The organism is Pseudomonas sp. NFACC39-1, assembly GCF_900110355.1.
GTDB classification, from domain to species: domain Bacteria; phylum Pseudomonadota; class Gammaproteobacteria; order Pseudomonadales; family Pseudomonadaceae; genus Aquipseudomonas; species Aquipseudomonas tehranensis.
In genome coordinates, this window is record NZ_FODL01000022.1 from 1 (window position 1) to 14,237 (window position 14,237).

15 protein-coding genes and 1 rRNA gene are annotated in these 14,237 nt (G+C 61.2%); 6 read left to right on the plus strand and 10 right to left on the minus strand.

Annotation, left to right across the window (positions count from 1 at the left end; translation table 11 throughout):
- The first annotated feature begins 184 nt into the window (after positions 1-184).
- Positions 185-300, plus strand: a 5S ribosomal RNA gene (gene rrf / locus BMY45_RS26065).
- A 102-nt stretch (positions 301-402) separates the two neighbouring features.
- Here the strand turns inward: rrf and BMY45_RS26070 are convergent.
- The gene (locus BMY45_RS26070; protein WP_092403138.1) at positions 403-804 is read right to left on the minus strand and encodes a lysozyme inhibitor LprI family protein; all 402 of its coding nucleotides are present in this window, start codon (positions 802-804) and stop codon (positions 403-405) included.
- A gap of 122 nt (positions 805-926) precedes the next feature.
- On the opposite strand from BMY45_RS26070, the gene BMY45_RS26075 reads away from it, so the two are divergent.
- A complete protein-coding gene (locus BMY45_RS26075; protein WP_092403140.1) occupies positions 927-1,385 on the plus strand; it encodes an SRPBCC family protein in 459 nt (152 codons plus the stop codon).
- Positions 1,386-1,637: 252 nt separating this feature from the next.
- On the opposite strand, the gene BMY45_RS26080 is transcribed toward BMY45_RS26075, so the two are convergent.
- Complete coding sequence (locus BMY45_RS26080; protein ID WP_371913977.1) at positions 1,638-2,018, minus strand: hypothetical protein; 381 nt, start codon at positions 2,016-2,018, stop codon at positions 1,638-1,640.
- 162 nt (positions 2,019-2,180) lie between these two features.
- Complete coding sequence (locus BMY45_RS26085; RefSeq protein WP_092403144.1) at positions 2,181-3,128, minus strand: AraC family transcriptional regulator; 948 nt, start codon at positions 3,126-3,128, stop codon at positions 2,181-2,183.
- Between the two features lie 202 nt (positions 3,129-3,330).
- On the opposite strand from BMY45_RS26085, the gene BMY45_RS26090 reads away from it, so the two are divergent.
- Positions 3,331-4,068, plus strand: coding sequence for an SDR family oxidoreductase (locus BMY45_RS26090; RefSeq protein WP_092403146.1), 738 nt, complete (start codon positions 3,331-3,333; stop codon positions 4,066-4,068).
- 9 nt (positions 4,069-4,077) lie between these two features.
- Here BMY45_RS26090 and inhA read toward each other — a convergent pair whose 3' ends face one another.
- The gene (gene inhA / locus BMY45_RS26095) at positions 4,078-4,764 is read right to left on the minus strand and encodes an isonitrile hydratase (protein WP_092403148.1); all 687 of its coding nucleotides are present in this window, start codon (positions 4,762-4,764) and stop codon (positions 4,078-4,080) included.
- A gap of 98 nt (positions 4,765-4,862) precedes the next feature.
- Here inhA and BMY45_RS26100 point away from each other — a divergent pair, with 98 nt between their 5' ends.
- Complete coding sequence (locus BMY45_RS26100) at positions 4,863-5,855, plus strand: GlxA family transcriptional regulator (protein WP_092403150.1); 993 nt, start codon at positions 4,863-4,865, stop codon at positions 5,853-5,855.
- On the opposite strand, the gene BMY45_RS26105 is transcribed toward BMY45_RS26100, so the two are convergent.
- Both BMY45_RS26105 and BMY45_RS26110 read right to left on the minus strand, forming a co-directional pair.
- Positions 5,824-6,726, minus strand: coding sequence for an alpha/beta fold hydrolase (locus BMY45_RS26105; protein WP_092403152.1), 903 nt, complete (start codon positions 6,724-6,726; stop codon positions 5,824-5,826). The genes BMY45_RS26100 and BMY45_RS26105 overlap by 32 nt on opposite strands.
- A 28-nt stretch (positions 6,727-6,754) precedes the next feature.
- A complete protein-coding gene (locus tag BMY45_RS26110) occupies positions 6,755-7,132 on the minus strand; it encodes a hypothetical protein (protein WP_092403154.1) in 378 nt (125 codons plus the stop codon).
- A gap of 541 nt (positions 7,133-7,673) precedes the next feature.
- Between BMY45_RS26110 and BMY45_RS26120 the strand changes: the two genes are divergently transcribed.
- Positions 7,674-8,042, plus strand: coding sequence for a DUF6124 family protein (locus BMY45_RS26120; RefSeq protein ID WP_092403158.1), 369 nt, complete (start codon positions 7,674-7,676; stop codon positions 8,040-8,042).
- 151 nt (positions 8,043-8,193) lie between these two features.
- Here the strand turns inward: BMY45_RS26120 and BMY45_RS26125 are convergent, their stop codons facing one another.
- The 4 genes from BMY45_RS26125 to tam all read right to left on the minus strand — a co-directional run bounded on the left by BMY45_RS26125 (position 8,194) and on the right by tam (position 13,041).
- Entirely contained in the window at positions 8,194-10,017 is a 1,824-nt protein-coding gene (locus BMY45_RS26125) for a glycoside hydrolase family 15 protein (RefSeq protein WP_092403160.1), read from the minus strand.
- Positions 10,010-10,810 carry a glucose 1-dehydrogenase gene (locus BMY45_RS26130; RefSeq protein WP_092403162.1) on the minus strand — a complete coding sequence of 267 codons (801 nt, stop codon included), beginning with the start codon at positions 10,808-10,810 and terminating at the stop codon, positions 10,010-10,012. Before BMY45_RS26130 ends, BMY45_RS26125 begins: the two co-directional genes overlap by 8 nt.
- A 260-nt stretch (positions 10,811-11,070) precedes the next feature.
- Positions 11,071-12,204, minus strand: coding sequence for a cupin-like domain-containing protein (locus BMY45_RS26135; RefSeq protein ID WP_092403164.1), 1,134 nt, complete (start codon positions 12,202-12,204; stop codon positions 11,071-11,073).
- 66 nt (positions 12,205-12,270) lie between these two features.
- Positions 12,271-13,041 (minus strand): trans-aconitate 2-methyltransferase, encoded by a 771-nt coding sequence (gene tam, locus BMY45_RS26140; RefSeq protein WP_092403166.1) that lies wholly within the window; start codon positions 13,039-13,041, stop codon positions 12,271-12,273.
- Between the two features lie 147 nt (positions 13,042-13,188).
- On the opposite strand from tam, the gene BMY45_RS26145 reads away from it, so the two are divergent.
- On the plus strand, positions 13,189-13,923 hold the full coding sequence (locus BMY45_RS26145; protein ID WP_092403168.1) for a thioesterase II family protein: 735 nt from the start codon (positions 13,189-13,191) through the stop codon (positions 13,921-13,923).
- Positions 13,924-14,237: the final 314 nt, after the last annotated feature.

Sequence of the window (14,237 nt, forward strand, 5' to 3'; positions counted from 1 at the left end):
ACCCATACTAATTGCCCGTGAGGCTTGACCATATAACACCCAAGCAATTTGCTGACCCGATACACAGGGCACCAGATTGCGGTGTGTGAAGACGCTATGAACCGAAAGTTCGCACAACACACAAACCTATCGCATACCCATTCGCTGGAACGTGACCGCAAGGCACGCACCGGCTACCGAATTTCTTGACGACCATAGAGCATTGGAACCACCTGATCCCATCCCGAACTCAGCAGTGAAACGATGCATCGCCGATGGTAGTGTGGGGTTTCCCCATGTGAGAGTAGGTCATCGTCAAGATTAAATTCCGAAACCCCTATCTGCTGATGCAGGTAGGGGTTTTGTTTTTGTGCCGAAAAAAAAGGATGACCTCTTCAGGTCATCCTTTTTTGCATCCGGCAGTTAAGCCCCAGGGACCGGGCAGCTCAGATCGCCTTCTTCGCACTTGAGGTAGGTCTTGAACGTCTCGACCCGGGCCTTGGTTACGGCTGTGGTGCAATTGCTGTGGACCAGCGGGTAGACGCTCCCCCCCTCGACTCCGGACGCAGAAAAATTGCATTCGGCGTCACGGAAGCTGATCCAGGCTCGCTGTGCCTTGACCAGTAGCTGCTTGGCCTGCGGGTCATCTTTCAGGCGTGCAGTGATCTGCTTGTACAGCTGGTTCAGCTCGTTGTCAGCGGCTTCGTACTCTTGGGCTGCGCACTGGTTCATCGCTCCCTGGGTGGTAGCATTGGCGCAGTCATTGGCTTGAACGACGCTGACAAAAAGCAGCGGCGTCAGTCCTAGGAACAAGCGTGAGGACATGGTCGATCTCTCCCTGATGGGGTTACAAATGCCGAAGGAGTGTACCCAAACGCGGGTTCGATACAACTTTCTGGTTGGCCTCGTGGTCTTACAGGCCTAGTGTTGAACACAGGAGGTGACTCATGCATTCATCTGATCGCATCGAAAGAAAAATTCTGCTCAAGGCGCCGCGCTCGCAGGTTTGGCGGGCCTTGGCCAATGCTGAAGCCTTCGGTCAATGGTTCGGCGTCGCGCTTGAGGGTAGACGATTTGTCGCGGGCGAGCGTACCCAGGGGCAGATCACCTATCCAGGCTATGAACACCTCATCTGGGACGTTGCGGTGGAGCGAGTCGAGCCGGAGCGGGTTTTTTCGTTTCGCTGGCATCCGTACGCCATTGAACCGCAGGTGGACTACTCTCAGGAACCCGAAACGAGGGTTCAGTTCGAACTTGAAGACATGGATGGCGGCACCTTGCTCAAAGTGGTGGAGTCGGGCTTTAACGGTATCCCGCAGGCGCGTCGGCTTAAGGCTTTTCGTATGGACAGCCGTGGTTGGGACGAGCAGATGGTCAATATCGAAGCATTCCTGGCCAAGGCCTGATCTTCAGTGTTTGAGCACTCTAAGGGTTTACGGAAGGGCGGCTATAGCGAATGTCTTACACGCTATGGTTGCTATATCGTCTGTTGCGTTTTGGATCCGATGCGTAATCTGTACTCAACCACTGAAGCACAGGGAGTGCTTCAGGATCAGGGACGATCGACCTTGCAAGGATGGCTATCGACAGGGAGTCGTGATGGTCTTGGAAAAACCCGCCTCGGCGGGTTTTTTTTCGTCTGCAGAAAAGCCGACCTATCAAGCCAGGCGTTGCGCCATAGTACGGTCCGAGCCATCAGCAGCAAGGGCCTGCCCAGGTGTACGGTCCGAACCATCAGCAGCAAGGGCCTGCCCAGGTGTACGGTCCGAACCATCAGCGGCAAGGGCCTGCCCAGGTGTACGGTCCGAACCATCAGCGGCAAGGGCCTGCCCAGGTGTACGGTCCGAACCATCAGCGGCAAGGGCCTGCCCAGGTGTGCGGTCCGAACCATCAGCGGCCACAGGCTGCTGATATCCGAGCGTTTGCGTAAAGAAACGGTCCTGCTGCTGGCTCGGCAGGGCAAAGGCACTGACGCTCAGGACGAAGGTGGTAACGGCGATCAAGGAGCTGAAAGTTTTCATGGCGATGACTCCGGTCATATCAAAGGGGTTGAGTGCCGGGTCGTTCAGATGTCGCGATCTGCTGAACCCGTTGCAGCCCGGACGGTAGTCTTGCTGCATGGGTTCAGAGTAGGGGCGAGGAGGGGGACGCCGTTAGACGGATACTGCCCTCGGTTTGCCTGATCCTGTTTGTGTGCAGGATCAGGCGCGACTCACCTGCAAGGCCTCGGCACGTAGCCGGGCGATGTCCTTGCTCGGCGAGGCCCCGAATAGACGGCTGTATTCGCGGCTGAACTGCGAGGGGCTTTCATACCCCATTTTGTAGCCGATTGACGAAACGTCGCTATTCTCCGCCAGCAACAGCCGTCGGGCTTCCTGCAGGCGCAGCTGTTTCTGGTATTGCAGCGGGCTCATGGCAGTCACAGCTTTGAAGCGATGATGCAGTGCCGAAGGGCTGAGATTGATCATTTGTGCCAGGCTATCGATGCTCAGCGGCTCGGCATAATGGCTGTTGAGCCACTCAATTGCGCGACTGATACGGTGGGTTTGCGTGTCGGGGATAGCAATTTCGTGCAAGCGCTGGCCCTGGGCACCCCGTAGCAGGCGGTAGAAAATTTCCTGTTGGGCCAAGGGCGCGAGTGTGGCGATATCGTCCGGACTCTCCAACAGCCGCAGCAAACGCAACACTGCATCGAGCAGCGGCGCATCGATGCGATCCAGGAATAATCCGCGACCGGTCCGCTGGGCCGGTACTCCAATGGGGCTGGCGTCGGCGATCAGACGGCAGATCTGCGCCGGGTCGATATCCAGACGAATGCACAGGTAGGGGTGCTCGGGGCTGGCTTCGATCACCTGACCCGCCAGCGGCAGGGTGACCGATACCACCAGGTAGTTGAGCGAATCATAGACGTAGCATTCATCCGCCAGCCGAACCTCTTTGCGCCCCTGGACGATCACGCACAAACCGGGCTTGTGGATCGTGTGCAGGGCCTCTGTGGGCTGGTCGCTACGGATCAGGTGCAAGGCCTCGATGGCCGTGGGATGAACGCCGAATTCCGGGGCGAAGCGCTTCATCAGTTCCGCCAGTTCGGTGCGGCGCTGGTTGGCGCCGTCGTCGGGCGCAATGTGTATGGACGTGGATACCGACATGCCGATCTATCTCCCTGGCCAAATGGGTGGACCGCGCTAGTAAAGCCGATTGTGCGCCCGGCGACCAGAGGCGGTTTTATCGCTACAGGATCGTGCAAGGGCGCAGGAGGATCCGGCTAACCCAGACACGGATCTGCTCCCTAATCTGGACCTGTCAAAACGCTCCCACCGGGGGGCAATACATCCAGACGAGGAAACCATCATGTCCACTATTCAAAACAAAGTTGTGGTTATCACCGGCGCCAGCAGCGGTATTGGCGAAGCCGCAGCACGGTTGCTGGCTGCCCGGGGCGCGCGAGTGGTGCTGGGTGCACGACGCGTCGATCGCTTGCAGGCGCTGGTGCAGGAACTTGAAGCCGACGGCCAGCAGGCTGCTTGCAAAGCCGTGGACGTGACGCGCCGTGATGATGTCCAGAGCCTGATCGACTTCGCTGTCGAGCGATTCGGCAAGGTCGATGTGATCGTCAACAACGCCGGGGTCATGCCGCTCTCCAAACTCGAGGCGCTGAAAGTTGATGAATGGGACCGCATGATTGACGTCAACATTCGTGGCGTACTCCACGGTATCGCCGCCGGTTTGCCCTTGATGCAACGCCAGCGCAGTGGCCAGTTCATCAACATCGCTTCTATTGGTGCCTACACGGTCAGCCCGACGGCGGCGGTGTACTGCGCCACCAAGTTCGCTGTGCGGGCGATTTCCGAGGGTTTGCGCCAGGAGGTCGGCGGTGACGTGCGAGTGACGGTGATTTCCCCTGGCGTAACCGAGTCGGAGTTGGCCGAAAGCATTTCCGATGAAGGCGGGCGCGCCGAGATGCGCGAGTTTCGCCGGATCGCCATTCCCGCCGAGGCGATTGCCCGGGCGATTGCCTACGCTATTGAACAGCCGGACGATGTGGACGTCAGCGAACTGGTGGTGCGCCCAACGGCCAGCCCGTTCTGACTTGAATCGTTATTGCAGTGTCAATCGCGCCGCTGCTCGTTGAGTAATCTGCGAGCGCACTCGAAACGACTCTGCTGCGCGTCGGTTGGCTTCTGCCAGCACTTGGGACGGCGCAGTGTCCGGGCAGCCGGCGCTGAATGGCGGGGCCGGGGCGTATTCAAGCTGTAGCTGGACCAGCTCGGCGGTGTCCTGGTCGAACAGTTCGGCCGCCAGGGTCAAGGCAAAATCGATCCCGGCGGTGATGCCACCCCCGGTGAACAAGTTGCCGTCGCGTACCACGCGGTCCTTGACCGGTGTGGCGCCCAGAGTTTGCAGCAGACTGTGATAGGCCCAATGGGTGGTGGCCCGTTTACCCCGCAATAGGCCCGCCGCACCCAGCACCAGCGAACCGGTGCACACCGAGGTGATGTACTGCGCGTGGGCCGCCTGTTGCTTGATGAACGCCAAGGTCTGCTCATCTTCCATCAAGGGCCCGACGCCGCTGCCGCCTGGGATGCAGATCACGTCGAGCTTGGGGCAATTCTCGAATGTGGTGGTCGGTAGAAGTACCAGCCCGGTGCTGGCGGTGACGGGGGCCAGGTCTTTCCAGATCAGATGCACCTTCACGTCGGGCAGCGAGGCGAGCACGTCATAAGGACCGGTGAGGTCCAGTTGTTGAACCTGGGGAAATAACAGAAAACCGATCTGCAACGCCATGGCGTTTTCTCCTGAAGTGATACCTGAGGGGTGGACGGTTTAACTTTAGGCCCGTAGGCTCTGGCGTATACGCCAATAAGCCCACGAATTACGCCAATATGCCAAATCCCCCGAAAACCGTTCATGTGCTGGCCTTTGCCAACGTGCAGGTGCTGGACGTTACCGGGCCTTTGCAGGTCTTTGCTTCGGCCAACGACCTGGCACGCCAGCAAGGTTTGCCGTTGCCTTACGCCCCGACCGTGATTGCTGCCGGTGGCGGGGCGGTGATGTCGTCGGCGGGGCTGGCGCTGCTGGCCGAGCCGCTGCCGAGCGAGGGCAGCGACACATTGCTCATCGCCGGCGGTTGGGGGGTGTACGAGGCGGCGCAGGACACGGCGCTGGTGGCCTGGGTCAAGGATCATGGCCTGCGTTCGCGCCGGGTGGCGTCGGTGTGCACCGGGGCGTTTCTGCTGGCCGCCAGCGGTTGGCTGGACGGACGCCGAGTGGTCACACACTGGACCCGTTGTGAACTACTGGCCAGGCAGCATCCGCAACTGCGGGTCGAACCCAACCCGATTTTTATCAACGACGGCCCGGTCTGGACTTCGGCGGGCGTTACGGCCGGCATCGACCTGGCGTTGGCCCTGGTGGAGGACGATTTGGGTCGCCCCATCGCCCTGGAAGTCGCCCGGCAACTGGTGGTGTTCCTCAAGCGTCCGGGCGGTCAATCGCAGTTCAGCGTGACCTTGTCACTGCAGAATCAGGGCAGTCGTTTTGACGATCTGCACGCCTGGATTGCGGAAAACCTCACCCAGGACCTGGGCTTGCCGAATCTGGCGGCCGAGGCGGGGATGAGCGAGCGCAGTTTCGTGCGCCACTACCGCGCCGACACCGGTCAGACGCCGGCGCGGGCGGTGGAGCTGATTCGCGTGGAGACCGCCCGCCGGCTGCTGGCCGACACTGCACTGCCGATCAAGCGGGTCGCGGTGCAGTGCGGCTTTGGCAGCGAAGAAACCCTGCGCCGCAGCTTCCTGCGGGCCATGGGCGTGACGCCTCAGGCGTATCGTGAGCGTTTCGCGGTCAGCCTTCAAGCAGATCCAGCAATGCCCTGAGCGTGGCCTGGGGGGCTTCCTGGGGAATGTTGTGGCCAACGCCGGCCAGCACTCGACGCTGGTAAAAACCGCTGAAATGCTCGGCGTCTTCGTCGTGTTCAGGCGCAGGTCCGACGCCGTCATCGGCACCGCACAGGGAAATACTCGGCACGCTGATGGTCGGTTGCGCGGTCAGTCGTTCCTCCATCCACTCCAGCGTCGGGTCGCCCGGTGCGTACATGAAGCGATGGCGGTAGGAATGAATCACAACCTCGACGAAATCCGGGTTGTCGAAGGACGGGGCGCTGAGTGGATACAGCGCTGCGCCGCGCGTCCAGGTCGGTGACCACAGGCGCCAGAGCAACTGGCACAGTTCGCGCCGGTTCTGGGTCAGGCCCTCGACGCCCCGTGCGGTGTGGAAGTAATACTGGTACCACAATCTGTGCTCGGTCTCAGGGGCCAGTGGCTGAGTCGATCGGGGAATGTCCTGCAAGTTGTAGCCATCCCCAGTCACCAGGCAGCGAACCCGTTCGGGCCACAGCGCCGCCACGATACACGCGGCCCGCCCGCCCCAGTCGTAGCCGCATAACGCTGCTTGGGGGATGGCGAGTGCCTGCATCAGGTCCAGCAGATCCTGGGCCAGCGCCGCTTGCTGGCCGGAGCGCAGGATGCTCGGGTTATTGAACCGGGTCGGGCCGTAGCCGCGCAGGTACGGCACGATAACCCAATAGCCGCGCTGGGCGAGGGCCGGTGCGACGTCATCAAAGGCCCTGGGGTCGTAAGGGAACCCATGCAGCAGGATGACCGGCTCGCCGTTGGCGGGGCCATGCTCTTCGTAGGCGATGCGCAACAGCGGCGTCACCGCAAAACTGACCTTCGGTTCCTGCTTCATGTCGACCTCCGGCGGCGCCCGGTTGAGGTTATGCGGGTTCCTGATTCACGTATTTGCTCCGATCCGGCGTGAAGGTCACGATCATGTTCGTGCTGGAGCAGGTCAGGGTGCGGTCCTGGGACAGGTCGATGTCCAAATCTTCACCGCGCAGGCCCTGCCATTGGGCGAGGTACTTGAGGCAGCCGAACTTTTCGTTTTTCTTCAGGCTGCGGCTGACACCGCCTTTCCAGCCGAGCACCGGCAACTCACCGGCCAGGCAACGCTGCGCCAGCTCGGGAAACTTCAGCGCCCGGTCGCGGCCGATTTCCCAGCACTTGATCAGGCCCTTGTCCTGGCCTTCCCAGAGGTCTTCCCGGGTCAGGCCTGTTCGGGGCGGGGTGGTGATAGAGCGTTTTACATGGGTCATGTCAGATCCTTGAATCGGGTTTTATCGGGCAGCTCCGCTGCACCCGTGAGTGCATCGATCTTAGGAGGGGTTTGCGGGGCTGGCAACCTGTAGCGGGGCGTGGCGATAAATGGCGGGCGTAAGTTGACAACGCTCTTGTGGCGAGGGAGCTTGCTCCCGCTGGGTTGCGAAGCGACCCCCAGGTTTTTTGCGCCTGCTGCGCAGTCGAGCGGGAGCAAGCTCCCTCGCCACGGGCTGTGTTCCTACAAAAAAACAGGTGAGCCGGAATTTTCTGACGAGTCGTGGCGGTTGTCGGTTCGGAAGCGGCGGGGCTAGGCTTTGCCGGTCGCTGCAAAATCAGCGACCGGGTTTGGTCGCCCGGGTTTAGAATGGCGCACGGTGCCGCGTGAGCGGCAAGCTGTTTTATGGCTGGCTGTGCGTGGGAGGGCTTCGGGCCCTGCCGGGTTTCCATTCCCTGGTCGACCAACCTGCGTACAGTTCGCCACCCTCCTGCTTGGTCGCGGAAAGGGCGAACTCCCTCTTTTGAATGGAGCTTCACGTCATGGTCAAGATCACCCCCAACCCCCCAAAAGCCGAAAACCTGTCCGCCTACACCACCCTCGACACAAAAAAGCTCCGCGAAGCCGCCGACCGGGCGCTGAATATCCACTTGTCTCCCCTGACCCCAACCCAACCCGATACCCAGCATGGCCAGGTATTTTCAGTGGTCCCAGGCCTCAACACCGAATCCGTGTTGACCAGCCTCAGCGAAACCCTGGCTTCGGCCAACGCCATGGTCAGTGACCTGGCATTCGAGCTGGAAGGCTCCCGGCGGCATGTGGCGCTGGGGATTCAGCAGTTGATTGAGCTGGGGACGTTGCTGGCCGATCGTGCGTTGGATGACATCGAATTGGCTGAGCCTACGCGGTAGTCATTGCACCTGTTCTCTGTGGCGAGGGAGCTTGCTCCCGCTGGGTTGCGAAGCGACCCCCTTGTGTCATGGAGACTTTGCGCCTGCTGCGCAGTCGAGCGGGAGCAAGCTCCCTCGCCACAAAAGATTTATTTTCATTCACACGCACAACTCACGGCTGCCAATGGGTTTTGTCCCCACTCAATTTTCGGTCCAGAAAACTGGCGGCGCTGATCAGTGCCAGATGGCTCAACGCTTGGGGGGTGTTGCCCAGGTGGTAGCCGTGGCTGTCGAACTCTTCGGCATATAAGCCTAGTGGATTGGCGTAGCGCAGCAACTGCTCGAACTCCAGCTGGGCTTTTTCCACGCGGCCGGCGCGTGCCAGGCATTCGACGTACCAGAACGAGCACGCGACGAACGAACCCTCGGTGCCGCTAAGCCCGTCGATGGGGCTGTCGTCGTTGCGGTAGCGGTACACCATGCCATCGCGCACCAGGTCTTTTTCAATGGCATCGAGGGTCGAAAGCCAGCGCGGGTCGCGGGCGCTGACGAAGCGCACAAGTGGCATCAGCAACATCGAACCGTCGAGGGCGGTGCTGCCCAGGCGCTGGATGAAATGCTGCCGTTCCTCGTCCCAGAAATTTGCCCATATGTCTTCGTAGATGGCCTGTCGGGTTTGGTCCCAGCGCGCGAACGGGGCGGGCAGGGAGCGTTTTTCGGCCAGGCGGATGGCACGGTCGACGGCGACCCAGCACATCAGGCGCGAATGCAGGAAGTGTTGCTTGTCGCCGCGCATTTCCCAGATGCCCACGTCCTTGTCCTGCCAGATTTCGCACACTTGATCGACCACGTTGACGGTGTGCTTCCAGCCTTGATGGGAAATGGCTTCGCCGTACTTGTTGACCAGGTACACCGCATCCATCAGCTCGCCAAAGATGTCCAGTTGCACCTGTTTGTAGGCTAGGTTACCGATGCGCACCGGCTGTGCATTGCCGAAGCCGCTCAGGTGCGGCAACTCGGTTTCCGGCAGCTCCTGCCTGCCATCCAGGCCGTACAGAATGTTGAGTTTGGTCGGCTGGTCGCAGCAGTCACTGACCCGGCCCCGCAGAAAACGCATGTAGGCGTTGGCTTCTTCAACGAAGCCCAGGCGCATGAACGCGTAAACGGTGAAGGACGCGTCGCGGATCCAGGTGTAGCGGTAATCCCAGTTGCGCTCGCCGCCACGGGTTTCCGGCAGGCCGAAGGTCGCGGCGGCGAGGATGGCGCCGTGTTTGCGCGAGGTCAGCAGTTTCAGCGCCAGGGCGGAGCGGTTGACCACCTCGCGCCAGCGCCCGCGATAATTCGATTGGCCAATCCAGCCGCGCCAGAACGCCAGGGTTCGTTCCAGGCAGAGGGCGCTGACGTCATCCTGAAGTCGTGGGTCGTCGATACCGCCCAACAGGAACTCGGCAGTCTGGCCCTCTTCCAGGGTGAACTCGGCCTGCGCCGCGTTGCCGCTCAGCGTCATGGCCTGATCGGAACACAAGCGCAGGGTCGGTTGTTGCGCGGCTTCGAAGAGGACGTGATCACCGTCCCGGCGCGCAGTGGTCGCTGCTCGCGCATAGTCGTGGCGCACCGCGCAGCGCATGCGAAAGGTCGCTCGGCCGACGGTCATGTGCACTTTGCGCATCAGCACCGGCAAATCATCCTCGCTGTCGCTGATGGGTAGCATGTCGGTGATCTCCACCACCGCACCGTCACTCAGCCAGCGGGTTTGCAGCACGTTGGTATCAGGCAGGTAGATCTGCTGGCGACGGGCGTGGGGCAGGTCCGGGGCGAGCTGGAAGATGCCCGCTTCGGGGGTGTCCAGCAGCGAGCAGAAAATCGATGGGCTGTCGAATTCCGGCCAGCAGAAAAAGTCGACGCTGCCTCGGTCATTCACCAGCGCAGCACTGCGCATGTCGCCGATGATGCCGTGGTTCTCGATAGGGCTTTGTGGTTCGTGATCGTTAGCCATTGCCGCGAAACCCCGGATAAAGGCTCATCCCGCCATCGATGAACAATGTGGTGCCCACGACATAATCGGACAAGTCCGACGCCAGCCAGACCACCGCGTTGGCGACATCCTCCACATCGCCGACACGCCCGTAAGGAATCAGCTCCAGCAATTTCTGCTCCTGTTCGCCTTCGGTCACCTCGCGGTTGATGGCCGTGCGGATCGCGCCGGGCGCGATGCTGTTGATGCGGATGCGTTGGTGGCTGGTTTCCTGGGCCAGACTCTGCATCAGCAGATCGACGCCACCCTTGGACGCGGCGTAATTGACGTGACCCGCCCAAGGAATACGCTGATGCACCGAGCTCATGTGAATGATTTTGCCCGCAGCCCGGGACACGCCCTGGCGAATGCCCTGACGTTCGAAAATCCGCAGTGCAGCGCGCGCGCAGAGGAACTGACCGGTCAGGTTGACGCCGATCACGGTGTTCCAATCCTCCAGGCTCATGTCGACGGCGGCGGCGTCTTTTTGCAGGCCAGAGTTGGCCACCAGAATGTCCAGCGTGCCAAACGCATCCAGGGTCTGGGCGAACAACCGTTCGACGTCTTGCTCTTTCGATACATCGGCACCGATAGCGATGGCCTGGCCGCCGTTGTCGTTGATCTCGCGGGCTAGTTCTTCGGCCGGGCCGGCGCTGGAGTGGTAGTTGAGCACCACGGCGGCACCGGCCGCCGCCAATGCCCTGGCCGAGCCCGCACCAATGCCGGAACTGGCGCCGGTGACCAGGGCAACCTGTCGGGCGAGGGATATCTGCATGGTCTAGCACCTTGAATGGAGGGCCTTACCTGCTGACTGGTATGAGGTGCGTGGAGTTCATTTAGGTAAAACAGTCTTCACATTTCAACCGCTGCCGGACGCCAAGGGAGCAAGCGCCTGTAGGACCTGTAGGAGCTGCCGAGCGAAGCGAGGCTGCGATCTTTTCCCCAGGCACTTGGATTTCATGTGAAAGATCAAAAGATCGCAGGCTTCGCCAGCTCCTACACAGCCCGGCGGGAGCATGCGCTCTCACCCGAACGTCACCAACCCCGCCCCGAATTCACCCAGAAATTCACCGACAACGAAGTGGACACCGACTCCACCTGATGGAACCAGCCTTCGGGCAGGAACAGTAGATCCCCGGCCTCCAACGTCACCCGCAGGAAGGTCACATCACGGGCGCGGGGGAAGCGCTGGTAATCCGGCGCGTCAGGGTTGAAGTCGCAACCGTCCAGCCCGCCTTGGGGCGCTGTGGACCAAGTGCCAAGGGCTTCGCGGTGATGGGGCGCAGCAAGGGTGAAGGTTTTCTGGCCCCAGACCTGGGCGAACAGGTTGTCGGTGTCGTCGCGGTGCAGTGGCGTCAGGGTGCCTTTGGGGCCGATCCAGATGCGCGGGGGGATGAACAGCGACGGGTCGAAGTAGGCCGGGTATTTGATCTGCTCCATCAACTGCGCCGGCAGAATGTTGTTGCCCATGTAGGCCGGCGGTTCGCCATCGGCGCCCTTGATCGCCGGGCTGTCCAGGGAAGCAATGAAATCGGCCATGGACGTTGAGCGAAAATCCCGCTCGGTGGAGAAGGTTTTCTTCACGTAGTCGCCGTGGCGGGTGATGCCTTGTAGCTCGGCAAAATGCACCAGGGATTCTTCGCGACTGAGCTTGAACAACGGCCAGTCCTGCAAGGCATCGCTGATCACCACCGGAATGCCGTGAGGCAGGTAGCGCGCGCGAAACTCCTGCACCGACAGCTCGCTGCGCGGCCGACGTTCCACGCTGCGTTGGGTCGGCAGGCTGGCGGTGAGCTTTTCGCTGAAGCGCGGCGGGGTGGGGTAGCGCTTGTTCATGTCGACCTTTTCCACCGCGCCGCCGCCATGGCGGGCATGCTCGATGATCTGCGGCAACAATGTCGCCAGACCCATGTTGCCGCCGATCTTCAGGCGTCCGCTGGCGAACAGCTCCTCGACATTGGCCATACCGGCCATGATCCCGAGAAAGTCTTTTTCCGCCACTTCGATGGTCACGTCGGGGCTGCTGTGGCGACCGGCTTGGGTGCGGCTGCTGGTCTTGACCTCGGACCAGTACGCCTGCTGGGGGCCGAACACGAATTGGAAAACACCTTCGATACCAACGGCGCCGGCGTTGGCGAACAGTTTGCCCAGGATGGTTTGCAGGTCCACGGCGGTCACTCTTGTGGGTTTTAGTCTGAGCAGGTAACGAGGGCCGGAACCGGAAATTTAACCCTCCTAGCGGGTTGCGACCATGAACACACGAGGAAATGGCAGCAGGACCGTTCCATCGTCCAGGGCTGGATAAGCCTGTTCGACGGCGTTGCGGTACTGCTCCAGGTACTGCCCGCGTTGCACCTCATCCAGCGGCTCGAGAAACGGCCGCAAGCCGCTGCCCTTGAACCACTCCACCACGCCAGCGGCGCCTCTGGCCAGCGGGTGATGGTAGGTGGTGCGCCACACATCGACGCGCGTGCAATGGGGCTTGAGGATCGAATAGTACTGGCTGGCATCGGCCACTTCCGTGCGCGTATCGGCTGCTCCGGCCAGTTGCCTGGCCCAGGGGCCGTTGGCGGCGATTTCTCGCATCAAACGGTGGGACGGCTGGTGCAGCGTGTCGGGCATCTGGATCGCCAGGCTGCCACCCTCGGCCAGTTTGTTCACCAGTGACGGCAGCAGGGTGGCGTGGTCGGGCAGCCATTGCAGCACCGCGTTGGCGAAGATCACATCAAAGGGGCCGGGTTCGTCCCATTGGCCGATGTCCGCGGTGTCGAATGCCACTTCGGGCAGGCGCTGGCGGGCGGCCTGTATCATGTCGCTGGAGCTGTCCAGGCCGCGCACCGTGGCCCCGGGAAAGTGCTCCACCAATAATTCTGTGGAATTGCCGGGGCCGCACCCCAGGTCGATCACCGAGCGCGCCTGCCCCGGCGGGATGGCGGCCAGCAGGTCGCGGGCCGGGCGGGTGCGTTCCTGTTCAAACGTGACGTATTGCTTGGCGGACCAGCTCATGGTGCTCTCCTGTGGAGTGGATCTGACCGAGATGCTCGCCAGTATAGGGGCGCCTGTGAAAGCATGGGGGCCATCCCGCGACGCTGACTAATTCGCCGTGTTGCCACTTCGTTATCTTTCATACACGACCGATCGGAGAAAACCGCAGTGACCCAACTGACCCTGCTGTGCCTGCCGTATTCCGGCGCCAGCGCGATGGTTTACAGCCGCTGGCGGCGCAAATTGCCGCAATGGTTGCACGTGCAACCGGTGGAGTTGCCGGGCCGCGGGGCGCGTTTCGGCGAGCCGCTGCACACCGACATGGGCCCGTTGGCGATGCAATTGGCCCGCGAACTGCGCCCCACTCTCCAGACCCCTTATGCGTTGTTCGGCCACAGCCTGGGCGCGCTGCTGGCCTGTGAAATCGCCCATGCCTTACGCGAATTAGGTTGCCCGGAACCGGTAGCGCTGTTCGCCTCGGGCACCGCGGCGCCGACGATGCGCGCTGATTACGACCGCGGTTTTGCCACGCCGAAAACCGATGCCGAATTGATCGAGCAACTGCGCACCCTCAATGGCACCAGCGAAGAAATACTGGCCAATGAAGAACTGATGGCCCTGACCTTGCCTGTGCTGCGGGCCGATTTTCTGCTGTGCGGGCGCTTCGAGCCGCGAACCCGAGCGCCGCTCAAATGCCCGGTGCACGTACTCGGTGGCACTACTGACAAGGCCAGTACCGAGCAGCTGATCGGCTGGAGCCGGGAAACCTCCGGCAGCTTTTCGGTGGACATGCTGGCCGGCGGTCACTTCTTTATCCATGAGCACGAGGCGCGGGTGCTAAGGCTGATAAAGGATCAGTTGAGCGTGCATCATCGGCGGCATGGGTTGGCAATCAGCGCCTGATGCACTGATTCACAAACAATCTGCTTTTGTGGCGAGGGAGCTTGCTCCCGCTGGGTTGCGCCGCGTGTAGGAGCTGACGAGTGTAACGAGGCTGCGATCTTGTCCCGGACAGTTTAGGTCTCAAGCGAAAGATCAAGATCAAGATCAAGATCAAGATCAAGATCAAAAGATCGCAGGCTACGCCAGCTCCTACAGCCACGGATTTCCCTCTTTCCTGACCTCTATTCTCAAACGCTAATTTTTCCGGTCTGCATTCGTTTTATAGGGACGACATGCCTTTGTGCCTTGTGCCCACTGATTCCGGATACCCAGAA